28 protein-coding genes are annotated in these 20,843 nt (G+C 66.5%); 14 read left to right on the top strand and 14 right to left on the bottom strand.

The genetic code is table 11. The features are described 5' to 3' along the window. Positions 1-203 precede the first annotated feature (203 nt). The 3 genes from SARO_RS02720 to SARO_RS02730 are packed head-to-tail and all read left to right on the top strand — an operon-like array spanning position 204 to position 2,173. Entirely contained in the window at positions 204-851 is a 648-nt protein-coding gene (locus tag SARO_RS02720; RefSeq protein ID WP_011444207.1) for an RNA polymerase sigma factor, read from the top strand. Continuing rightward, positions 851-1,627: a hypothetical protein gene (locus SARO_RS02725; protein ID WP_011444208.1), complete on the top strand. Its 777-nt coding sequence runs from the start codon at positions 851-853 to the stop codon at positions 1,625-1,627. The genes SARO_RS02720 and SARO_RS02725 overlap by 1 nt, the downstream gene beginning before the upstream one ends. Positions 1,628-1,681: 54 nt before the next feature. Continuing rightward, a complete protein-coding gene (locus SARO_RS02730) occupies positions 1,682-2,173 on the top strand; it encodes an asparaginase domain-containing protein (protein ID WP_011444209.1) in 492 nt (163 codons plus the stop codon). 7 nt (positions 2,174-2,180) lie between these two features. On the opposite strand, the gene SARO_RS02735 is transcribed toward SARO_RS02730, so the two are convergent. Both SARO_RS02735 and guaA read right to left on the bottom strand, forming a co-directional pair. Continuing rightward, entirely contained in the window at positions 2,181-2,606 is a 426-nt protein-coding gene (locus SARO_RS02735) for a GNAT family acetyltransferase (protein ID WP_011444210.1), read from the bottom strand. Then, the gene (gene guaA, locus SARO_RS02740; protein WP_041550006.1) at positions 2,597-4,156 is read right to left on the bottom strand and encodes a glutamine-hydrolyzing GMP synthase; all 1,560 of its coding nucleotides are present in this window, start codon (positions 4,154-4,156) and stop codon (positions 2,597-2,599) included. Before guaA ends, SARO_RS02735 begins: the two co-directional genes overlap by 10 nt. A 423-nt stretch (positions 4,157-4,579) precedes the next feature. On the opposite strand from guaA, the gene gluQRS reads away from it, so the two are divergent. The 5 genes from gluQRS (at position 4,580) to SARO_RS02765 (ending at position 7,599) form a co-directional block, all read left to right on the top strand. Next, on the top strand, positions 4,580-5,425 hold the full coding sequence (gene gluQRS / locus SARO_RS02745) for a tRNA glutamyl-Q(34) synthetase GluQRS (protein ID WP_011444212.1): 846 nt from the start codon (positions 4,580-4,582) through the stop codon (positions 5,423-5,425). Further along, positions 5,422-5,652: an HIG1 domain-containing protein gene (locus tag SARO_RS02750; protein WP_011444213.1), complete on the top strand. Its 231-nt coding sequence runs from the start codon at positions 5,422-5,424 to the stop codon at positions 5,650-5,652. Before gluQRS ends, SARO_RS02750 begins: the two co-directional genes overlap by 4 nt. 19 nt (positions 5,653-5,671) lie before the next feature. Beyond that, complete coding sequence (locus tag SARO_RS02755; RefSeq protein WP_011444214.1) at positions 5,672-6,232, top strand: cob(I)yrinic acid a,c-diamide adenosyltransferase; 561 nt, start codon at positions 5,672-5,674, stop codon at positions 6,230-6,232. A gap of 73 nt (positions 6,233-6,305) precedes the next feature. Then, positions 6,306-7,178, top strand: a complete 873-nt coding sequence (locus SARO_RS02760; RefSeq protein ID WP_011444215.1) for a 3-hydroxyacyl-CoA dehydrogenase NAD-binding domain-containing protein — start codon at positions 6,306-6,308, stop codon at positions 7,176-7,178. A gap of 58 nt (positions 7,179-7,236) precedes the next feature. Further along, a complete protein-coding gene (locus SARO_RS02765; RefSeq protein WP_011444216.1) occupies positions 7,237-7,599 on the top strand; it encodes a hypothetical protein in 363 nt (120 codons plus the stop codon). 262 nt (positions 7,600-7,861) lie between these two features. Here SARO_RS02765 and SARO_RS02770 read toward each other — a convergent pair whose 3' ends face one another. After that, entirely contained in the window at positions 7,862-8,194 is a 333-nt protein-coding gene (locus SARO_RS02770; RefSeq protein WP_041550011.1) for a hypothetical protein, read from the bottom strand. 16 nt (positions 8,195-8,210) lie between these two features. Next, positions 8,211-8,390 carry a hypothetical protein gene (locus SARO_RS02775; protein WP_041550013.1) on the bottom strand — a complete coding sequence of 60 codons (180 nt, stop codon included), beginning with the start codon at positions 8,388-8,390 and terminating at the stop codon, positions 8,211-8,213. 109 nt (positions 8,391-8,499) lie between these two features. On the opposite strand from SARO_RS02775, the gene SARO_RS02780 reads away from it, so the two are divergent. Beyond that, on the top strand, positions 8,500-8,931 hold the full coding sequence (locus SARO_RS02780; RefSeq protein ID WP_011444218.1) for a thermonuclease family protein: 432 nt from the start codon (positions 8,500-8,502) through the stop codon (positions 8,929-8,931). Positions 8,932-8,937: 6 nt separating this feature from the next. Here SARO_RS02780 and SARO_RS02785 read toward each other — a convergent pair whose 3' ends face one another. After that, entirely contained in the window at positions 8,938-9,573 is a 636-nt protein-coding gene (locus SARO_RS02785) for a TetR/AcrR family transcriptional regulator (RefSeq protein WP_011444219.1), read from the bottom strand. 171 nt (positions 9,574-9,744) lie between these two features. Between SARO_RS02785 and SARO_RS02790 the strand changes: the two genes are divergently transcribed. Next, on the top strand, positions 9,745-11,496 hold the full coding sequence (locus SARO_RS02790) for a bifunctional metallophosphatase/5'-nucleotidase (RefSeq protein WP_011444220.1): 1,752 nt from the start codon (positions 9,745-9,747) through the stop codon (positions 11,494-11,496). An 18-nt stretch (positions 11,497-11,514) separates the two neighbouring features. Here the strand turns inward: SARO_RS02790 and SARO_RS02795 are convergent, their stop codons facing one another. From SARO_RS02795 to SARO_RS02805, 3 genes are read right to left on the bottom strand one after another with little or no spacing between them, the layout of a single operon-like run. Next, a complete protein-coding gene (locus SARO_RS02795; protein WP_011444221.1) occupies positions 11,515-12,312 on the bottom strand; it encodes a DUF1295 domain-containing protein in 798 nt (265 codons plus the stop codon). Beyond that, a complete protein-coding gene (locus tag SARO_RS02800; protein WP_011444222.1) occupies positions 12,305-12,916 on the bottom strand; it encodes a lysophospholipid acyltransferase family protein in 612 nt (203 codons plus the stop codon). Before SARO_RS02800 ends, SARO_RS02795 begins: the two co-directional genes overlap by 8 nt. A gap of 44 nt (positions 12,917-12,960) precedes the next feature. Then, complete coding sequence (locus SARO_RS02805; RefSeq protein WP_011444223.1) at positions 12,961-13,638, bottom strand: hypothetical protein; 678 nt, start codon at positions 13,636-13,638, stop codon at positions 12,961-12,963. 109 nt (positions 13,639-13,747) lie between these two features. Between SARO_RS02805 and SARO_RS02810 the strand changes: the two genes are divergently transcribed. Next, entirely contained in the window at positions 13,748-14,191 is a 444-nt protein-coding gene (locus SARO_RS02810; protein ID WP_011444224.1) for a DUF983 domain-containing protein, read from the top strand. Here the strand turns inward: SARO_RS02810 and SARO_RS02815 are convergent, their stop codons facing one another. Genes SARO_RS02815 through SARO_RS02835 form a run of 5 tightly spaced genes read right to left on the bottom strand, consistent with a single transcriptional unit; the run spans position 14,192 to position 17,731 of the window. Then, complete coding sequence (locus SARO_RS02815; protein ID WP_011444225.1) at positions 14,192-14,875, bottom strand: glutathione S-transferase family protein; 684 nt, start codon at positions 14,873-14,875, stop codon at positions 14,192-14,194. A 4-nt stretch (positions 14,876-14,879) separates the two neighbouring features. After that, positions 14,880-15,428, bottom strand: coding sequence for a glutathione peroxidase (locus SARO_RS02820; protein ID WP_011444226.1), 549 nt, complete (start codon positions 15,426-15,428; stop codon positions 14,880-14,882). Positions 15,429-15,445: 17 nt separating this feature from the next. Then, positions 15,446-16,105: a CoA transferase subunit B gene (locus SARO_RS02825; protein WP_011444227.1), complete on the bottom strand. Its 660-nt coding sequence runs from the start codon at positions 16,103-16,105 to the stop codon at positions 15,446-15,448. Between the two features lie 22 nt (positions 16,106-16,127). Further along, positions 16,128-17,024 carry a hypothetical protein gene (locus tag SARO_RS02830; RefSeq protein WP_011444228.1) on the bottom strand — a complete coding sequence of 299 codons (897 nt, stop codon included), beginning with the start codon at positions 17,022-17,024 and terminating at the stop codon, positions 16,128-16,130. After that, a complete protein-coding gene (locus SARO_RS02835; RefSeq protein WP_011444229.1) occupies positions 17,021-17,731 on the bottom strand; it encodes a CoA transferase subunit A in 711 nt (236 codons plus the stop codon). Before SARO_RS02835 ends, SARO_RS02830 begins: the two co-directional genes overlap by 4 nt. A gap of 94 nt (positions 17,732-17,825) precedes the next feature. Here SARO_RS02835 and SARO_RS02840 point away from each other — a divergent pair, with 94 nt between their 5' ends. Then, the gene (locus SARO_RS02840) at positions 17,826-18,698 is read left to right on the top strand and encodes a LysR family transcriptional regulator (RefSeq protein WP_011444230.1); all 873 of its coding nucleotides are present in this window, start codon (positions 17,826-17,828) and stop codon (positions 18,696-18,698) included. 48 nt (positions 18,699-18,746) lie between these two features. Here the strand turns inward: SARO_RS02840 and SARO_RS02845 are convergent, their stop codons facing one another. Then, positions 18,747-19,391 carry an HAD-IA family hydrolase gene (locus SARO_RS02845; protein ID WP_011444231.1) on the bottom strand — a complete coding sequence of 215 codons (645 nt, stop codon included), beginning with the start codon at positions 19,389-19,391 and terminating at the stop codon, positions 18,747-18,749. Positions 19,392-19,533: 142 nt separating this feature from the next. On the opposite strand from SARO_RS02845, the gene SARO_RS02850 reads away from it, so the two are divergent. Continuing rightward, entirely contained in the window at positions 19,534-20,313 is a 780-nt protein-coding gene (locus SARO_RS02850; RefSeq protein ID WP_011444232.1) for a universal stress protein, read from the top strand. Positions 20,314-20,351: 38 nt separating this feature from the next. Beyond that, complete coding sequence (locus tag SARO_RS20085) at positions 20,352-20,828, top strand: COG3650 family protein (RefSeq protein ID WP_011444233.1); 477 nt, start codon at positions 20,352-20,354, stop codon at positions 20,826-20,828. Positions 20,829-20,843 lie beyond the last annotated feature (15 nt).

Raw genomic sequence — 20,843 nt, forward strand, 5'->3', positions numbered from 1 at the left:
TCGACAGGTCGGAGAGCAGGTGCGACTGGTCGTCACTTCTCGCCCTCCATCGCAGCTAACGGGCGGTTCGGCGCCGCCCTTCGCGCCCTTGCGAAAAAAGTTCCGGCGGAAACCAGGACGGCTCCGTAAATCTACGGTTCACCTTGGACTCGGCAGTCAGTTCCCGCTCCTCGGCGGAGCAAGGTGCGAAACGGCAGGTTTCCTTGACGTTCTACGGCGACGTACGATCGGAGGCGGTGGCAGGCGATGACGTCCTGCTGTGCCCGGCCGACCCCATTCACCGCGAGGCGCTGCACGACGCCGCGCTGATGAGCGAAGTCGCGCGCGGCTCGGTCGAAGCGTTCTCCGTACTTGTCGACCGCCATTCTCCTGCGCTCTACCGCGTTGCCATGCGCATGCTCTCGGACGGAGCGGAAGCCGAGGACGTGGTGCAGGACTGTTTCACCCGACTCTGGCAGAATGCACCGCGCTGGAAGCCCAGCGGGGCAGGTCTGGTGGGATGGCTTCACCGCGTCACCATGAACCTGTGCTTCGATCGCAAGCGCCGCTTCCGGGTGGTGACGGTCGAGACGCTGCCTGACCCTGCCGATGATTCCCCGCTGCCCGACCGGCGCATAGAAGCCGACCAGGCCGCGCGCGGTGTCGCCGATGCCCTGGCCGACCTGCCGGAGCGTTATCGCGCTGCCCTCGTGCTCTGTTATTACGAGGGATTCACGAATGCCCTTGCGGCAGAGGTCCTTGATCTCAATATCAAGGCCATGGAATCGCTTCTGTTCAGGGCGCGTCGGCAGATGCGCGGGCTTCTCGAGGCACGCGACATATCGACCGGCGATCTCGAGGCGCAGGCCTGATGGCCCGCGCTGTCCCCCGCTCGCCCGCCCTCCAGGAAGCCGCGCTCGACGCAGCCTTGGCACGCGCCGCCACCCCGTCCATGCCCGCCGGCCTTGCCGCCCGTATCGTGACGAGGGCGACCGCTCTGCCGCAGATCCCCGCCGATCCGCTGCCGGAGCCCGAAGTTGTCGAGGCAGCGCCGGTAACCGAGGCCGAAGTGATCCGCCTGGCCCCGGCAGCGCCGTTGCCGCAGCAGCCGCGCCGCATCGGGCGTTTCGCTATCGCCGGTCTCGGCGCAATTGCTGCCGGCATTGCCGCGATCGCGCTCGTCGGCCAGCCATCCCCGCAGTCCGGCGCACCGACAGGTCCGGCACAGGCACCCGCTCTCGTCGCGGCGCCTGCGCCAGCAAGTGTTTCCGGCCCCACTGCCCCTCCGGCAGAGCGCCTCGCCGCCGCCCCGCGCCAGGCGGTCCCGACCGCTACCGGGGTAAAGGCATCCTCGCCCGCGCCCGTCGCCGCGCCAGAGGCTCCGGTCCGGCCCGAGGCGGCGACGCCCGAAGTCCAGCTCGCCACTTCTGGCCAGCGGACCGCCGCCGACCCTGCCGGTCCACGCGATGAACCTGGCGCCGCGCCGCGCGTCGTCCCGCACGGCGGCCTGATGGGTCCGCCTGCGCCGCAGCAGGGCTGGGGCTTTGCCGGTGGCGCTCCCGGCGGTGCGCTACCGGGCGGCCAGCCGCTTCCCAGCCAGACCACGGGAACGATGCCGCCGCCTCCGCCCCCCGGCGGCCATCCCTGACCAATCCGCGTCCGCTTAACCCCTCGGGGGCGGACGGCGCGCTCGAGGCATCCGATGCAGCATCAACCCATTCTCGTGCTGACCACCGGCGGCACCATCGACAAGGCCTATTTCGACGCGCTCAGCGAGTACCAGATCGTCGAGAGCGGCATTCCCGCGCTCATTGCCGAAGCACGCGTCGCTCTGCCGTTCCGCATCGTCGAACTGATGCGCAAGGACAGTCTCGAACTGACCGACGCCGACCGCGCGCTGATCGCCGCCGCCGTGCGCGAGGCGCCCGAGACGCACATCGTCATCACCCACGGCACCGATACGATGACCGACACGGCCAAGGCGCTCGCGCCGATCGAGGGCAAGACCATCGTCCTCACCGGCGCCCTTTCACCCGCGCGCTTTGCCGAGACCGACGCCCCCTTCAACCTCGGCATGGCCTTTGCCACCGCACAGGTCGCCGCGCCCGGCATATGGATCGCTATGAGCGGGCAGGTTTTCGACGGTCTGAAGGTCCGCAAGGACCGCGCTGCCGGAAAGTTCGTGGCGGTTTAGGCGGATTCTAAGGATTCGGCGCGAACCGCTTGCCGATGGTCACCACGTCCTGAACCTCATAGCCGAGCGCATCGTAGAACCCTCGCGCGGCCAGATTGTCGCCGCGCACCATGAGCTGGATCTTGGGCGAGCCATGCGCCTTCAGCCAGTCTTCGGCGGCCAGCATCAATTGGCGCCCGATGCCCTGCCCGCGCCGGTCGGGCGAGGTGGCCAGGTAGTAGACCCAGCCGCGATGGCCGTCGAAGCCGACCATGACGCTGCCGTGCAGGTCTCGGCCCGCTTCGGCCAGCAGGACGACCGATGTCGGCGTCGACAGCGCGAGGTCGAAATCGGCGCGTGGGTCGTTCCACGGCCGCGTCAGTCCGGCAGCTTCCCACAGCGCGACCGTGGCTTCACGGTCGGCCGGGTCGGCAGCGCGGATCGTTACTCCCACTCGATCGTGCCCGGCGGCTTCGAGGTGTAGTCGTAGACCACGCGGTTGATGCCCTTGACCTCGTTGACGATGCGCGTCGCCACGCGGCTCAGGAAGCCTGCGTCGAACGGATAGATGTCGGCGGTCATGCCGTCGGTGCTGGTCACCGCGCGCAGTGCGCAGACACTGTCATAAGTGCGCCCGTCGCCCATAACGCCCACGGTCTTGACCGGAAGCAGCACGGCAAAGGCCTGCCAGATCGCGTCATAAAGGCCCGCGTTGCGGATCTCCTCGAGATAGATCGCGTCGGCCTTGCGCAGGATGTCGCAGCGCTCCTTCGTCACTTCGCCGGGGATGCGGATGGCAAGGCCCGGGCCGGGGAAGGGGTGGCGACCAACGAAGATCTCGGGCAGGCCAAGCTCGCGGCCCAGCGCGCGGACTTCGTCCTTGAACAGCTCGCGAAGCGGCTCGACCAGCTTCATGTTCATGCGCTCGGGCAGGCCGCCGACGTTGTGGTGGCTCTTGATCGTGACCGAAGGCCCGCCGGTGAACGATACCGATTCGATCACGTCCGGATAGAGCGTGCCCTGCGCAAGGAAGTCCGCGCCGCCGACCTGCCTGGCCTCGGCCTCGAACACGTCGATGAAGGTCTTGCCGATGAACTTGCGCTTGGCCTCGGGGTCGGTAACCCCGGCGAGGCCGCCAAGGAACAGGGCCGACACGTCCTTGTGGACGAGCGGGATGTTGTAATGGTTGCGGAAAAGGCTGACGACCTGCTCGGCCTCGCCCATGCGCATCAGGCCGTGGTCGACGAAGACGCAGGTGAGCTGGTCGCCGATCGCCTCGTGGATCAGCACTGCCGCCACGGCGGAATCGACGCCGCCCGAAAGACCGCAGATCACCCGGCTGTCGCCCACCTGCTCGCGGATCTCGGCGATCTTGGTGCGGCGGAACTCGGCCATCGACCAGTCGCCGGCGCAACCGCAGACATGGCGCACGAAATTGGCGATCAGCTTGCCACCGTCCGGCGTGTGCACCACTTCGGGGTGGAACTGGGTTCCGTAGTACTTCTTCTCATCGTTCGCGATCACCGCAAAAGGCGCGCCGTCGGACACGGCGACGATGCGGAAGCCCGGTGCGAACTGCGTCACCTTGTCGCCGTGACTCATCCATACCTGGTGGCGTTCGCCCACGGCCCACAGGCCGTCGAACAGTACGCAGGGTTCCGTCACGGTCAGGAAGGCGCGGCCGAATTCGCCCGAATCGCCAGGCTCGACCTTGCCGCCAAGCTGCTCGCTCATCACCTGCTGGCCATAGCAGATGCCAAGGATCGGCAGGCCGCTGTCGAACAGCACCTGAGGTGCGCGCGGGCTGCCATCGGCGGGCACGCTGGCGGGCGATCCCGACAGGATGATGCCCTTCGGCTTCATCCGGTGGAACGCCGCCTCGGCCTGGCTGAAGGGCGCGATCTCGGAATAGACCCCGGCCTCGCGCACGCGGCGGGCGATTAGCTGGGTAACCTGGCTGCCGAAGTCGACGATCAGGATCGATTCTGAAGGCTGGATGCTCATGGCTGGCCGATAAGCACACTGGCCGTTTCTGTCCAGATGGAGCGACAAATGTGACAGTTGCATTACACGCAACCGCAAGTGTCCTGTTCGCACTTGCAGCATACGCCGATAAGCGTATTTGCGCCCCCGGTTCCGATGCTTCCAGCCCACCCTGCCGGATGAACACGAACCTGGGAGGATGTCCTGCAAGGTGAACCACAACAGGAGGTACACCATGCGCGCCATTACAGCTATCGCGCTTCCGATCATCCTTGCCGCTGGTCTCAGCAGCATGATGTTCACCGCCACGCTCGCCTGAGCACGGCTGGAATGCGTTATACGACAAAAGCGGCTGCCCCGGCGGGGCAGCCGTTTTGTTCATCTGCTGACCACACCTTCTGACGGGCTTCAACCCGGAGCGCGCCCGCGCTAGTCATCTGCGGGATGACCGTCACCCGCTTCGCTCCCAGCCCCAACGGCCCGCTCCATCTGGGGCATGCATATTCCGCAATCGTCGCCCATGACCGTGCGAAGCGTGACAATGGCGAATTTCTGCTGCGCATCGAGGACATAGACGGGGCGCGCTCCCGCCCCGACCTGGCAGACGAATTTCGTGCCGACCTGCAATGGCTCCGCCTCGACTACCGCGAGGTTGCCCCCCAGTCCCAGCGCATCGCCTCCTACCGCACCGCCGCGAACGAGCTGCGGGCGATGGGCATCCTCTACCCTTGCACCTGCACCCGTGCCGAGATTGCCGCCGCCGCCGTCGCGCAGGGCCCGGATGGCCCGCTCTATCCCGGCACCTGCCTGCGCCGCGGGCCCGTTCCGGGTCCCGACGTCGCCTGGCGGCTCGACATGGAACAGGCCACGTTGATCGCCGGACCGCTGGAATGGACGGACGAGCGCCACGGCGTGCAGCAGGCCCGGCCTGAAATGTTCGGCGACGTCGTGCTCTGGCGCAAGGACGCACCGGCCAGCTATCATCTTGCGGCAACGCTCGACGACGCGACCGATGGCATCACCCACGTGACGCGCGGGGTGGACCTGTTTCGTGCGACCCACGTCCACCGCCTGCTCCAGCACCTTCTGGGCCTGCCGGTCCCGGTCTGGTACCACCACCCGGTGCTGGTGGAAGCCGACGGGCGCAAGCTCGCCAAGCGCCGCGATGCGCCGGCCCTTGCCGACCGGCGCCGTGCCGGAGAGGACGGGCGCGCGGTCGCCGCCGAGGTGCGCGCTACCCTATTTGACACTGGTATTTCGTTGTCCGACACCATAGATCAGAGCGCATGAACTACGTCCTGATCCCGCTGATCATCATCTTCACCGTCATGACGGTCGTGTCGCTCGTGCGCGGGATCATCGCGTTTCTGCACAGCACCCGGGAAGATCTCAATCGCGATCCCGCAGCCGGTGCCACCGCCAACCAGTTGCTGCAGAACAAGATGATGTTCAACCGCATCAAGTTTCAGGGCCTCGCCGTGGTGACGGTGGCGATCCTGCTCGCCTTCTCGCGCTAAGGCGCGGGCATCCTCGGAAATGGTGAAGCTCAACAAGATCTACACACGCACCGGTGATGACGGCACTACCGGCCTTGTCGACGGTTCGCGCCGTGCCAAGCACGATGCGCGCATGCAGGCCATCGGCGATGTGGACGAGGCCAACAGCCTGATCGGCCTTGCTGCCGTGGCATCCCCGGTCGCGACTGCTCGCGACTTGCAGCGTATCCAGAACGACCTGTTCGATCTTGGCGCGGACCTTGCCACGCCGGGAGAGGACTTCGCCCCTTCCGAGATGGTGCTGCGTGTGGTGCCGTCCCAGGTCGCGTGGCTCGAGACGGCGATAGACGCCCTCAACGAAGCGCTGCCTCCGCTGACCAGCTTCATCCTGCCCGGTGGCTCCGAAGTCGCGGCGCGGGTCCATGTGGCGCGCGCCGTGGTGCGCCGTGCCGAACGCAGCGCGGTCGCGCTTGCCTCGGTCGAGCCAGTGAACGCGCAGGCGCTCGCCTACCTCAACCGGTTGTCCGACTACCTGTTCGTCCTGGCACGGGCGACCAACGCCGGTGGCGACCCGCTATGGGTGCCCGGCGCCTCTCGCTAGGGGCAGGTGGACTTGGGTTTCCGCGCCCGCTAGGCACCCTCCCGATTCAACATATCGGCGAGGGAAGTTCACCATGATCAAGACGGTAGCTGTCATCGGCGCGGGCCAGATGGGTTCGGGCATTGCGCAGGTTTCGGCGCAGGCGGGCATGAAGGTCCTGCTCGGCGACGTCTCGATCGAGCTGGCGGACAAGGCCAGGGACAAGATCGCCAAGGGTCTTTCCAAGCTGGTCGAGAAGGGCAAGGTCGATGCCACGCTCGCCGCGTCGACGGTCGCCAACCTTCACACCTTCTCCGATCATGCCGCGCTGGCCGAGGCCGACCTCGTCATCGAGGCCGCGACCGAGCGCGAGGACATCAAGCACAAGATCTTCGAATCGGCAGGCAGGCACTTGGCCGCCCATGCGATCATGGCGTCGAACACGTCTTCGATCCCGATCACCCGCATGGCCGTCTCCTCGCCCGATCCGGAGCGCTTCATCGGCATCCACTTCTTCAACCCGGTTCCGCTGATGAAGCTGGTCGAGGTGATCCCTGGTCTTGCGACGTCGGTCCCGACGATCGAAGCGGTGCGTGATTACGTGGCGAACATCGGCAAGGAAATCGTGCTTTCGCAGGACGAGCCCGGCTTCATCGTCAACCGCATCTTCGTGCCGTTCATCAACGAGGCGGCCTTCGTGCTGGGCAGCGGCACCGGGTCGATCGTGGATATCGACAAAGGCGTCAAGCTGGGCCTCAACCATCCGATGGGCCCGCTCGAACTGGCGGACTTCATCGGGCTCGATACCCTGCTCGAGATCATGAAGATCTACCTCGCCTCGACCGGCGACCCGAAGTACCGCCCGGCCCCGCTGCTGCAGAAGTACGTCGAGGCGGGCTGGCTCGGCCGCAAGACCGGCCGTGGCTTTTACGATTACTCGGGCGAGGTGCCTGTTCCCACTCGTTGAGGCGGATCAAGGAACGGCAGGCGTGTAGCGGCGTAGTCTCCTTACAAGGAGACACGCCGTGAACGACCCCGAACGACCCGATCCCGCCAGTGCCCCCGAGGCCGTGAACCTCGAACAGCAGGACGCGGACGCGCAGGCCCAGACCGTCGCCGAGGAAGCGCTCGGCCGCGCCACCAGCGTCCTTGGCGAGCAGGACCTGGGCGAGCGCGTTTCGGGGCAGGCCGACGAAGGAGGCAGCGCGCCGGACCTGGTCGACCACATGCGCCGGATGGTCAGCAGCGGCCGCATCGACATGAGCGCCTACCGGGGCGAACGCAGCGACGACGACGAGGAAGGGATGTACGGCGAAGCCGGCATCGACGACGAAACGCCGCGCGGCGCTTACACCGCCGAGGATCTGGAAGACGACGAGCCGATCTAGGCCGTAAACTCATAAAGGGCACCATCGAGGCGCCGAAATGGCGAACATATCGGGCCGAAAGGTCCGCCGCAGGGGCTGGTTGCCCCTGCAAGGGCGTTTCGGTTCGAGATGGAAGCCATTCCGGCGTCCCTTCGGGATTTGACCAAAACGGCCATCTGCCGCGTCAGTCGGGCTTGAAATATCGACATATTCCTGCGCCCTCCTTCCTTGCACCTGGCCGTTTTGCCTCAAACCTCGATGGCGCCCTTTATGAGTTTACGGCCTAGGGCGAGGGCTGGTCCGCAGAGCCCGGTTCGACCAGCGCCGGATCGTCCGCGGCGTCGGGGTCCTGGTCCGGTGGCAACTGCCGGACCTCGATCATCTGCCCGTCGCGCTCGACATGGCCGATCAGCTTGCCCTTGCCCTCGTCGGGATCGGGCGCGTCCTTCGCCCATTCGTCGAACACAGGCCCGGCGGCGGCTTCGGCGGTCGCGCTCGGCTCGGGGGCGACCTTGTCTTCGCTGGCGACCTGGCTGGCGATGAGCGCCGCAGTCAGCAGAACGCTGGCGCCGAAGACCCACGCCGCTATGCGGTTGCGCGAGGATGGCGATGTCATGGGCGTTTCCTTCGCGTCATGGCTGCGTTGCCTTCTTGACCGCCCATGGATCGACATGTGCGGGCTTCGGTTTCTGGTCGACCGGTTGTTCGTCCGGGTTCGGCACCACCGACCACGCGAAGATCAGGATGGACGCGCCCCACCAGAGCGCGCGCCACCGGCTGGCGAAAACCGTCGAGATGCGCGGGCCGAACATGGAACCTCTTATCCCATCAAGAAGTTATCTCAGGGTTACCACTGAGCATCGCTCCTGATCGCGCGACTGCGGATAGCCCTGCAGCCCGGGGTGGCACAGGCCCGGATACATGAAGACGCTCCTTCCCGTACTTTCGCTCGCCCTGCTCTCCCTCCAGCCGGGCATCTCTCACGCCGGGGCCGTCGATCCGGAACGCGCCAGCTTTGCCCAGTGCGGCGTGGGCAAGAGGATCACATGCGTCGTCGATGGCGACACCTTCTGGTACGAAGGCGCCAAGATCCGCATGGCCGACATAAACACGCCCGAAACCTCCGGGCCATCCTGCGCCGCCGAAGCAGTGCTCGGCGCGCGGGCTACCCGGCGACTTACCCAGTTGCTGAACGACGGGCCGTTCACGCTGGAAGTGCGGGGCCGCGAAACGGATCGGTTCGGGCGCGCGCTGCGCGTCGTCACCCGGCAGGGCAAGAGCCTGGGCGCGATCCTCGAGGCCGAGGGCCTTGCCGAGTACTGGAAGGGCCGCCGCAGCGACTGGTGTGCGTGACGCGCCTCAGGCTGCGCGCAGACCGGTGAGCGACCTGGCCCCGCGATCCTGCGCGGAAAGCCCGTCGAACACGGCATCGACGATCCGCGCCAGCTTGTCTTCGCTCAACCGTTCCATGAACGTGGTCATGGTGTTGAGCGCGCAGTAGGGCGCGCACATCTGGTTCACCAGGCTGATCGTCTCGTCCACTTCGAGGCCGCTGAAGGCCCCGTCGCTCATCGCTTCGCCGATGATCTCGCCAAGGTAGTGGTCGGCCAGGTCGATGTAGCTGCGGACCTGCTCGAAGTAGTCGTTGCCGACCTCGATATAGGTCTGCAGCTTTACCGGGTCGGCCTCCCACTTGCGCCGCATCACCACGAAACGGCGGGCGAAGAACTCGTACATCTTGCGCCGTGGCGGCAGGTCGCTGGCAAGGACGTCCTCCATGATCTCGACCATGGGGTGGAACCAGTAGTCGGCGATCGCCTCCATCAGGTCCTCGCGCGTTTCGAAATAGCGCGAGAGGTTGGCCTGCGAGATGCCCGCCCGCGCCGCCAGTTCGGACAAGGTGAGACCGGCGCCGCCGCGCTCCTCGACGATGGCCTGCGCCACGTCGACGAGCCGGGCCCGCATGGCGTCGTGTTCGGTGCCGGATGAAGCCATGTCGTTGTCGCGCTTCCTGAACCTGGGATAAACGCATTGTAGGAGCGAGACCGCGTGGAAACAATGACCGACGCTGAAGGAAAAGATGCGATCCCTGCCTTCTGTCTGCAACCGTGTTCGGGTAGGGGCCACTCAACCGGTTACGCTCGTTACGAAAAGGTCGCCCGCCTGATGATCTCGCGCTTTCGTCCCGCCCTTGCATTGCTCCTCTCCGGCTGCCTCGGGGCTTGCGCCGCGCCGATGGCGGAAGGCGGGCATGGAGAGCCGGTCGAAGTCGGCATCGTTGCGATAAACGACTTCCATGGCGCGCTCGAGCCGCCCCGCCAATCGGTCAACGTGACCGATGCCGCAGGCAACATCCTGCCCGTGCCGGCGGGCGGCGCGGCATGGCTTGCCTCGGCGGTGGATTCAGTTCGGGCGGCGCATCCTCATTCGCTGACGGTATCGGCCGGCGACATGATCTCCGCCTCGCAACTTGCCTCCTCGCTCTATCTGGACGAGCCGGCGATCGGCGTGATGAACCGCATCGGCGTGGATTTCAACGCGGTCGGCAATCACGAGTTCGACCGGGGGCAGGATGAACTCCTGCGCATGCAGAACGGCGGATGCGAGAAGTTCACCGCCAGGCAACCCTGCGCGCTCGAACCCTTTGCCGGCGCGACGTTCAGGTATCTGGCCGCCAGCACCCGCCGCGCCGATGGATCGACGCTGTTTCCGGCCACGGGCCTGCGCACATTCGGCAGCGGCCGTCGCGCCGTCACTGTCGGCGTGATCGGGCTCACGCTCAAGGGTACGCCGAATCTGGTCAATCCGACCGGTATCAAGGGGCTGACGTTCGAGGACGAGGCCGACACGATCAACGCCGCCGTTCCCGTGCTCAAGGCAAAGGGCGCCGACGCCATCGTTGTCCTGATCCACGAGGGTGGCCGCACAAAGGGCAATCCGGATCCGCAGGGGTGCAACGACTTTGCCGGAGACATTCGCCCGATCCTCGACCGGCTGGATACGCGCGTCGATGTGGTCGTCTCGGGCCACACGCACTGGGCCTACGTCTGCGACTACGCGGCGCTAAACCCCGCCAAGCCGATCCTCCTGACCAGCGCGGGGGTATTTGGCGAGCTGGTGACCGACATAAGCCTGAAGATCGACCCGGTGGCGGGGCGCGTGGTGTCGAAGCAGGCGCGCAATGTCATCGTTCAATCGGTGCCCTACACCGCGACCCGCGGCCCCATTTCGAACACGCCGCTTTTCCCGCAGTTCCAGCCGCGCGCCGACGTGGCCGCGTATGTAGCGAAGTATGTCGAGGCGTCGAAGGAATACACCCAGCGCCCGGTCGGCCGGATCGACCGCGCCGCGCCCAAGAACGAGGGCGCGGAAGGCGGCGCGGGCGGCCCCTTGGGCAACCTGATCGCCGACGCGCAACTGGGCGCGACGCGCGATGCCGGGGCTCAGATCGCCTTCATGAACCCCTTCGGCATTCGCGCTCCGTTGGTCCCGGCCGCCGATGGCACGCTCACATTCGGCGACATCTACCTGTGCCAGCCCTTCGGCAACAACGTGGTGACCGAGACCATGACCGGAGCCGAGATCAAGGCGGTGCTGGAAGAAGGCCTCGACGACAACGGGCCCAGGCAGGCGCTCGCCCCGTCAACGGGCTTCGAGTTCCGCTACGACCCGGCGCGCACCTCGGGCGACCGCATCGTTTCGATCACGCTGGATGGCCAGCCGCTCGACATGACGAGGACCTACCGCGTGACCGTCAACGGCTTCCTCGGCCTCGGCGGCGACGGGTTCTCGGGCTTCGTCGGAAAGCCCGACACGGTAACCGGCCCGACCGACATCGATGCGCTGGAAAGCTGGATCAAGGCCGTGCCGGTGCGCAACGTGCCGCAGGAGGTGCGGGCGCTGGTGGTAAAGGGGTAAGATGGTCCTTGCGCCGGCCTAACCGCTTTTCGGCCACCAGGGCACGAACCCCGACGTCCGGCGGACATACTCGGCATAGCCTGGCCGCCGTTCCGCCATGCCCCTTTCCAGCAGGGGTTTGCCCGACCAGCGGGTGAGGGTGAACGTGAGGAACACCGGGCCGACAAGGCTCGCCAGCGCCACCCACAGGCCCGCGTCCGCTGCGGCAAGCCAGATGCCCCACCACACGCAGGCATCGCCGAAATAGTTGGGGTGGCGGGTGAAGCGCCAAAGGCCGGTGTCCAGCACTTTGCCCTTGCTGGCGGGATCGGCAAGGAAGCGCTTGAGCTGCTCATCGCCGACAGCTTCGAACAGGATGCCGACGAGCCATACCGCCGCACCCGCCACGGCAAGCGGGCCGAGTGGTGCGGGGGCCGTGCTTGCCAGAACGCCCAGTTGCGCGGGCAGGCAGGTCAGGAACAACAGCACGGCCTGCGGTGCGAACACGACCTTGAGCGCTGCCGAACCGTATTGTCCGCGCGCCCGCGCCTTGCCGAGGATGCGCGCATAGCGTGGGTCCTCTCCATTGGCGCGCCAGCGGGTGTAGAGATGCCAGGCCAGCCGGGCCGCCCAGATCGCGGCCATGGCGGCGATGAGGTGCGCCCGCACTCCCGGTCCGCCCGGAACGTGAAGCCAGGACACCAGCGCAAGCACCCCCATGCCGCCGCCCCAGACGGCGTCGATGAAGCTGACATCGTCGATGCGCACCGCCACGCGCCACAGCGCCAGCATGCCCAGCACGAGAACCACCAGGTTCACCAGAAGCGCTTCAGCCATCAGCTTTCTCCGGCAGCTTCGTCAGCCCGCGTTCCGGGTGCTTGGGCGTGACCGATCGATAGACCTCGAAGATCCGCGCCATGTCGGCATCGTAATCTCCGGTTGGCCAGATCGCCGGACCAAGGCCCCCGGTCTTGGTGCCATAGTCCATCAGCCCGACGTACATCGGGACCTTGGCCCGCAGCGCGATCTGGTAGAAGCCGGTGCGCCATTCGCCCACCTTGCCGCGCGTGCCTTCGGGCGCGATGGTCAACATGAAGCGGTCGCGGCGCGCGAATTCTGCCACCATCGCGTCGACCACGTTGCGGCGGGCCGAACGATCGATGGCAACGCCGCCCATGTCGCGCATGAAACCGCCCAGCGGCCAGCGGAACAGACTGTCCTTGGCCATGAAATGCGGGCGCAGGCCGAGGTCTTCGGTCAGTCCGATGAAGTAGAGAAAGTCCCAGTTCGAGGTGTGGGGCGCGGCGATGATGATGCAACGACCATCTTCGGGAGGGGTGCCCACCGCCTTCCAGCCGCGCATCCTGTAGAAAAGGACCAGCGCCTTGCGTACCGCCTGCGAAAGCAGGCTTGGCCTGCGATCCTCGATAGCCCCCGCCATATCCGTCTCCCCGCAGCGACGATAACGCGGGACCGGGGCGCTGTCTAACTGCCCATCGGGGTGGCTGCCTCCTCGCCTGCGTCGGGCCATGCGGCCATGCGGCGGGAGGCGGGGTTGAAGAACAGGCTGGGCAGCTTCACCAGCATCAGCGACTTGTGGATCCAGTAATCCGCCCAGCGCTCGCGCCAGCGTGCCTTGGCGCGGCCCTGTGTGTCGAGCCATGCGGCATAGGGCATCCAGTGGTCGGGCTCGTCCCTTTCCACCACTTCGAAGATGCGCTTCATCGCCCTGTCTGCACGGACGTGACGGTTTTCCAGCAGGATTTCCACCTGCCGCATTCCGCGCTGTTCGGTCAGCATGATGACCCGGCAGAGTCTCTCGAAGGCCTCGGGACTGTCGATCACGCCCTGCGTGTCGAGTTCGTCGATGGTACAGCCGAAGACCTTGTGGATGAAGCGGTCGATGTGCCCGCAGGTGCTGTCGACCGCCAGGGGCATGCGTCCCTGCAATTCGAACCAGCGCCGGAACATGACATAGTGCTTGCGCTCGTCCGCGCGGTGTTTCTCGATCGCGGCAATGAAGTCCGGGTCGTCCGGGCAGCGCACCCGTACCGCCTCCAGCACGCGGTCGAGCGAAGTGTAGCCCCGGTGCTCGTTGTAGATGTAGATCGATGCGAGCACATCGAGGAACCGGCGGCGGAAAAGGTCAATGGGACTTCGCACGATATGAAGATCGCACATCTGCGACTTTCGTTCCACCGCGCCCGTTAAGGCTTGCCTTGCGCCGGTGGCGGCATATGGGACGAAGGCAGTCTTTACAGGAACATGCCGCATGGCCATCTTCACCGACAACCCCAAGTTCGACTGGATCCTCAGGTGCGGCTGGAAGGGGCTTTGCCCGCGCTGCGGCAAGGGGCCGATGTTCCGGGGCTGGCTGAAGCTGCAGAAGACCTGCCCCGAATGCGGGCTCGACTACGATTTCGCCAATGCCGACGATGGCCCGGCCTTCTTCGCGCTGTGCATCACCGCCTTCCCGCTGACCTTCATCGCGGTCTGGCTGGAAGTGGCCTACGCGCCGCCGTGGTGGGTCCACGTGCTGACCTCGGTGCCGATCCTTGCCATCGGCTGCCTTGCCACGCTGCGCCCGTTCAAGGGCTGGCTGGTCGCCTCGCAATACGTGAACAAGGCGGTCGAGGCCGGGACCGAGAACCTGTGGGCCAAGCTCAACGCCCGCGAAAAGGATGGCGCGAACGGTCCGGGCCCTTCCGAGAGCTGATCAGCGCTTGCGGAAGTCGGCGACGATCTCGCCGCATTCCGCCAGTTCGGCCTCGTGGCCTTCCTCGCGCCAGCTTTCTTCCAGCGCCTCGGCCTCCCATTGCAGCATGGCGGGGTGGGCGAGGACGCGGTCGACCCATGCCTGTCCCTTGCCGACGTCAAGTCCGTAGGTGCGAATGCGGAAGGCGACCGGGGCGAAGAAGGCGTCGAGCGCGGTAAAGTTGTCGCCCGCCAGCCAGGGGCCGCCGAACCGGGCTAGTCCTTCCTCGAAGATCTCGCGCACGCGGGCAATGTCGCGCACCAGCGCCGGCCGCATCGGGCGCGGCTTCACCCGCACGCCGACGTTCATCGTGCAGTCGTTGCGCAGCGCCGAAAAGCCGCCGTGCATCTCGGCCACCGCGCAGAACGCAAAGGCCCGCGCCTCCTCGTCCTGCGGCCAGACCCCGCCGTGGCGTTCGGCCAGGTAGAGCGCAATGCCGAGCGAGTCCCACACCGTGCGCGTCCCGTCGATCAGCACTGGTACCTGGCCGGTCGGCGAGAAGGCGCGGAACTCGTCGTAGTTGACCGGCCGGGTGAAGGGCTCGACGCGGTCCTCGAAAGGAATGCCGAGCGCCTTCATCAGCACCCACGGGCGCAGCGACCAGCTCGAATAATTGCGGTTCGCCGTGACGAGGACGTAGCTCACGCGGTCACTTTGCCAGTTCGGCGTCGATCGCTGCCAGCAGCGCGGGGTCGTCAGGGGTGACGCCGGGGGCAAAGCGCGCCGCGACCTCGCCGTCGCGTCCGATCACGAACTTCTCGAAGTTCCACAGCACTTCCGGGTCCTCGGTCGGCGTCATGCCATAACCCTTGAGCCGGTCGCGGAATTCCTGCGCCGGCCCCTGCTTCGTTGGCGCGGCTTCGGTCAGCGCGGCGTAAAGCGGCTGCTTGCCCGGGCCTGTCACGTCGGCCTTGGCGAAAAGCGGGAAGGAAACGCCATAGTTGAGCTTGCAGAACTCGGCGATTTCCTCGTGCGACCCGGGCTCCTGCGCGCCAAAGTCGTTGGCCGGAAAGCCCAGCACCTCGAGCCCCTCGTCCTTGCGCGCCTTGTAGAGCGCCTCGAGTCCCTCGTACTGCGGGGTCAGGCCGCACTTCGATGCGACGTTGACCACCAGCAGCACCTTGCCGGCATGGTTCGCGAGGCTGTCCGCGGTTCCGTCGATGCGGGTGAGCGGTATGGCGGCGAGGGTATCCGGCAAGGCAGTTTCTCCCTTTGTTACTCGACGTAGTGCGCCGTCGTTCTGGCGCGCACCTCGTCGGCGGTGACGCCCGGTGCCAGTTCGACCAGGCGGAAGGGAGAGTTGTGGTCCGGACGCTGGAAGACTGCAAGGTCCGTCACGATCATGTCGACGACGTTGCGCCCGGTCAGCGGCAGGGTGCAGGTGGGAATGAACTTCGGGCTGCCGTCCTTGGCGACGTGTTCCATGACCACGATGATCTTCTTGACGCCCGCGACGAGGTCCATCGCCCCGCCCATGCCCTTGATCATCTTGCCCGGCACCATCCAGTTCGCGATGTCGCCGTTCTCGGCCACTTCCATCGCGCCCAGCACGGTGAGGTCGATCTTGCCGCCGCGGATCATCGCAAAGCTGGTGGCGCTGTCGAAATAGGCGGACTGCGGCAGCTCGCTGATAGTCTGCTTGCCGGCGTTGATCAGGTCCGGATCGACCTCGTCGTCATAAGGGAAGGGACCGATGCCCAGCATTCCGTTTTCGGACTGGAGCGTCACGGTCATGCCTTCGGGCACGTGGTTGGCGACCAGCGTCGGAATGCCGATCCCGAGGTTCACGTAGTAGCCGTCGCGCAGTTCCTTCGCGGCGCGCGCCGCCATCTGGTCGCGGCTCCAGCCTGCCTTCTGTCCGTCTTGCGTGCTCATCGGTTTCCTGTCCTGTCAGAATTCATCGGATCGGAGGCGGCACCAGGAACCAGCCGGCCCCGATGTGCTGCTCCAGCGCCAGCGCGACCGGCCCGTCCGGGTTGCGCAGATAATCGAATACCTCGTCGAAGTCGGCCTTGCGGTCGCCGGCGATGGCCAGAACGCACCAGTCCTCGCCGGCGCGGTTCAGCAGTTCCTGCTTGCGCGTCTCGCGGCCGCGCAGCAGCAGCATCCCGTCGATGCCCAGCGGGTCGAGCCCGGTCGCGGCAAGCAGGTTGGCAAGGTCCCTGGATGCGCTCTCGGGAAGGGTCGCGATCCACACCACCGCCGTCCCCGTGCCCCGTATGGCGCGCAGGCGGTCGGCAAGGCCCGGTGCCGGGGCGGGTGGGTCGGTCAGGTCGAACGGCTTTTCGCCGGGGTCCAGATCGACCAGCAGCGCACCGCGCTGGCCCGCGCAGTCGGTCATCCGTGGCACACCGGCCAGGCTCTTCTGGTCGAGCAGCGCCGAACGCCGCTCCTTCTTGCCCTTGGGCGCTTCCGCTGCCGCCAGCACGAACGCGGTCATCGCCGCATAGCCATCGTCCTGAACCTCGGCCTGGGGCAGGATGGCGGCAGCCGAAAGCGCTGGCGGATCGACCGGGCCGGGTTGCTCGGGTTCATCCTCGACCGGCGGCGCAATGTCCGGAGGTGGCACCGCCACGCCCCTGCCGACCGTCACCTCGCCAACGGCCACCTCGCCCACCGGCGCGCCGGGCGCTGCCGCCGTTTGGCCTGCCGTGCCCTTCGTTCCGCCAGCGCGCTTGCCGACCATGGTTCCACCGGCCGCGAGCGGCACCAGCGCCGCCGCCGCCACGCAGCCGCCAAGCTGCGTTGCGGCCATCGCCAGCACTGCCGCAAGTGGCAGCGCGCGCAATCTCACGCCGCCTCCCGCTCGCGAACGGTGCGGAACTCGATCTTCTTGTCGTAGGGCGCGCCCACGATCATGCGCTGCACATAGACGCCCGGCAGGTGGATGCTGTCCGGATCGAGGCTGCCCGCAGGCACAACTTCCTCCACCTCGACCACGCAGACCTTGCCGCAAGTCGCGGCCGGAACGTTGAAGTTGCGCGCAGTCTTGCGGAACACGACGTTGCCGGTTTCGTCGGCCTTCCACGCCTTCACCAGCGCGAGATCGGCAAAGATGCCGCGTTCGAGGACATATTCCTGCCCGTCGAAGAGCTTCGTTTCCTTGCCTTCCGCCACCAGCGTGCCGACGCCGGTCTTGGTGTAGAAGCCCGGAATGCCCGCGCCGCCTGCGCGCATGCGCTCGGCAAGCGTGCCTTGCGGGCAGAACTCGACCTCAAGCTCGCCCGAAAGGTACTGCCGCTCGAACTCCTTGTTCTCGCCGACATAGCTGGAGATCATCTTCTTTACCTGCCGCGTGCGCAGCAGCTTGCCGATGCCTTCGTTGTCGATCCCGGCATTGTTCGACGCGAAGGTCAGGTCCTTCACCCCCGAATCGCGCACCGCATCGAGCAGCCGCTCGGGGATGCCGCAAAGGCCGAATCCGCCACAGGCGATGAGCAGGCCATCGCGCAGCAGGCCTTCGAGCGCGGCGGCGGCATCCGGATAGAGCTTGTTCGACATTCAGGACTCTCCCTTTCGGAGGCGCTGGTAGCACAGGACATAAATCGAAAAGAGCGATTGTTTTTTATCGTAATCGATAACAAGCTCTGATCGGATGAAGCGCATTGCCCTCTACCATCTTGAAACACTTATGTGGATCGCGCGGCTCGGCACCTTTCGCGCGGCGGCGGAGCGACTCAACACTACCCAGCCCGCGATATCTGCCCGCGTCCGCGAGATCGAGGACCAGCTTGGCATCTCGATCTTTCGCAGGGAAGGCCGAAACATGGTGCTCACCGCACGCGGACGGCGACTGGTGCAGGAATGCGAGCCGCTTTGGGCAGGCTTCGAGAAGGCGCTGCTCACCGCATCCGGTTTCGAGGGCGCGACCGGCGTGGTGCGCATCGGCAGCGGAGAGATCGCGGCGGCCTCATGCCTTCCGGGGTTCGTCAACACGGTCGAACGCGATCTGCCCGGCGTCACTCTCGAACTGGAACTCGATCTTACCGCGCGCATGTTCCAGCAACTGCTGGGCGGGACGATCGACCTTGCCTTTCTTGCCGGACCCGTCGCCAGCCCCGGCATAAGGACCGCGCCGATCGGGTCGGTGGGGCTGGTCTGGGCGGCCAGCAGCGCCACGGCGGCGGCGGGCGGATTTGCCCGGCCGCTGCCGGTATGGTCGATTCCCGATCATTCGCCGCTGCACGGCGTGACTGTGGAATCGCTCGCAGCCAACGGCGTTGCGCCGCGCTCCATCGCAACCTGCAACAACGTGCGCACGCTGATCGAGATCGTCATTGGCGGCGGCGGCGCGGCGGTCTTTCCCGAACCGATGGTCCGGGCGGAGCTGGAGGCCGGTCGGCTGGTGGAAGTCCTGCCGCGCCCCGGCCGCACGGTGCGGTTCGAAGCCGCGATCCGCAGCACCGAAAGCGATCCCCTCGTGCTCGAACTGTTCCGCCGCGCCGGAGATCTGCGGATCGACGGCTAGCCCCTGTTCGCTCGGCTTCGCGCCAGAAGGCCTTCAGCCAGAAGGCCTTCAGAAAGCCAGCCCGAGCACTGCGCCAAGATCGGCCAGCGCCTGATCCCCGCCGGTCACCTTGATCGCATGCATCCCCAGACCGGCGGCCGGCTTGCAGTTGATGCCAAGGTCGTCGAGATAGACGCACTGGCGCGGCTCCAGGCCAAGCGCGTCGCACATCATCAGGTAAATGCGCGGATCGGGCTTCCTGACCCCGGCCTTGCTGCTTTCGATCACATGCTCGAACCGGGCGAAGATCTGTTCCAGTTCGTCGTGCGCGTCGGCGCTCCGGGCCATGCCAGCGCCGTGTCCGGCGGGCACGTTGTTGGTGATGCAGCCCAGGCGGTAGCCTTCGGCCGCCAGGCGGTCGAGCGCGGAAACCATTGCCGGGCGCACCGCGCCGGCGAGAACCGCCAGCACCGAAGCGCCGTCCAGCTCGTGCCCCAGCGCGCGCGCCTCTTCCGAGAACAGCCGGTCGAATTCCGCCGCGCCGATCTCGGCTCGTTCGAACAGGGCCCATGCGTTCGTGTCCGGGTTCAGGGCATTGATCCGCCGGACGAGATCGCGGGGAAGGCCGCGCTCGGCCTCGAGCCGGTTGAAAGCCTCGAAGGGCGAGGACGTGATCACGCCGCCGAAGTCGAAGATCACCGCTGCGTAAGTCATTCATCCTCCCGTGCCGTCTGCCCACTCCTTTAACCGGACGATGAAATCCGGCAACCTACCAATATGCCGGGAATTTGACGTGGATCATGGTGAGGCGCACTGTCCTGCGGGAGGGATAGGGAGCTGAAAACAGGAGGATCCCATGCGCTCCATTCTTTGTCCGGTCGATGCATCCGAAACCCTCGATGACCGGGTCGAAACGGCCTTGGCGCTCGCCCGCGCGACGAAGGGCCACGTCACCTTCCAGATTTCGACCCCGTTCGCGCAGATGGCCGTATGGGAACCGTTCGGCGGCGCCACGATTTCGGCCGCCGCGATTGCCGATGCGCGCGAGGGGGACGAAAAGCTCCAGCGCCAGCTCGACGCGCGCATGGCCTCGCAGGACGTGCCGTTCGATGTGACCATCGAGGATTCGGGTCATGTCGAGGCCGCCGCCGCCGCCGCACGCTTTGCCGATATCGTGGTCGATACGCTCGACCATCCCTCGCTCGAGGAACTGGTTCTCGGGCTGCGCAGCCCGGTCCTCGCGGTGCCGCGGGGCGTGCCGATGCTCACCTTCGATGCCCCGGTGCTGGTGGCATGGGACGGCGGACACGAATCGGCCAATGCCCTGCGCGCGTCGTTGCCGTTCCTGCGCATGGCCAGCGCGGTCCACCTCGTGACCGTGCGCGAGAAGGCCGATACCTTCCCCGCCTCCGAGGCTGCCTGCTACCTTTCCCGCCATGATCTCCATGCCGAGGTCCACGAAAGGGAGCGCAACGGTTCAATCGCGTTTACCCTCGAGGAATGCGCGCGCGAGGTGGGGGCAGGGCTGATCGTCATGGGTCTGTTCGGCCACAGCCGCCTGCGCGAACTGCTGGTTGGCGGGGTGTCGCGTGAAATGCTCGATCGGTCGCAGATCCCGCTGCTCCTGGCTCACTGAGGCTTGGCTGCGGCGCCGGCGCGGGCAAGGGCGAGGGGATGAAGATCCTCTTCCCGTCCCTCGCGCTCGTGCTGCTCGCCGCCTGCTCGCAGCCTTCCGATCCCGAACCCGTCGGTGAGCCGAGCGGAACCGCGATCCCCCAGCCGGCGCCGGCGTCGTCGCTCGATGCCTTGCCCGCGTCGCCTGCCAGCGCTTCGGCCAATGATTCGGCCAGCGTCCTCCCGGCAACCGTCCCACCGGCCTTCCGCGCGCTGGGCACGGAGCCGTTCTGGTCGGCAAGCGTGAAGGGGGCGACGCTCACCTACTCCACCCCCGAGTCGCCCGATGGCATCGCGATCCCCGTCCGCCGCACCGAACGCGACGGCAAGGCCGTGTTTGCCGGCACGCTCGATGGCAAGCCGCTCGAACTGGAAGTGGGCGCGGGCAACTGTTCGGACGGCATGTCCGACACCGTCTATCCGCTCACGGTCGTGCGGCGGATCGGCCCCGACATTCAGCGCGGCTGCGCTCGCTGACGCTTGCGAATCTCT

It is taken from the genome of Novosphingobium aromaticivorans DSM 12444 (assembly GCF_000013325.1).
Taxonomy (GTDB): Bacteria; Pseudomonadota; Alphaproteobacteria; order Sphingomonadales; family Sphingomonadaceae; genus Novosphingobium; species Novosphingobium aromaticivorans.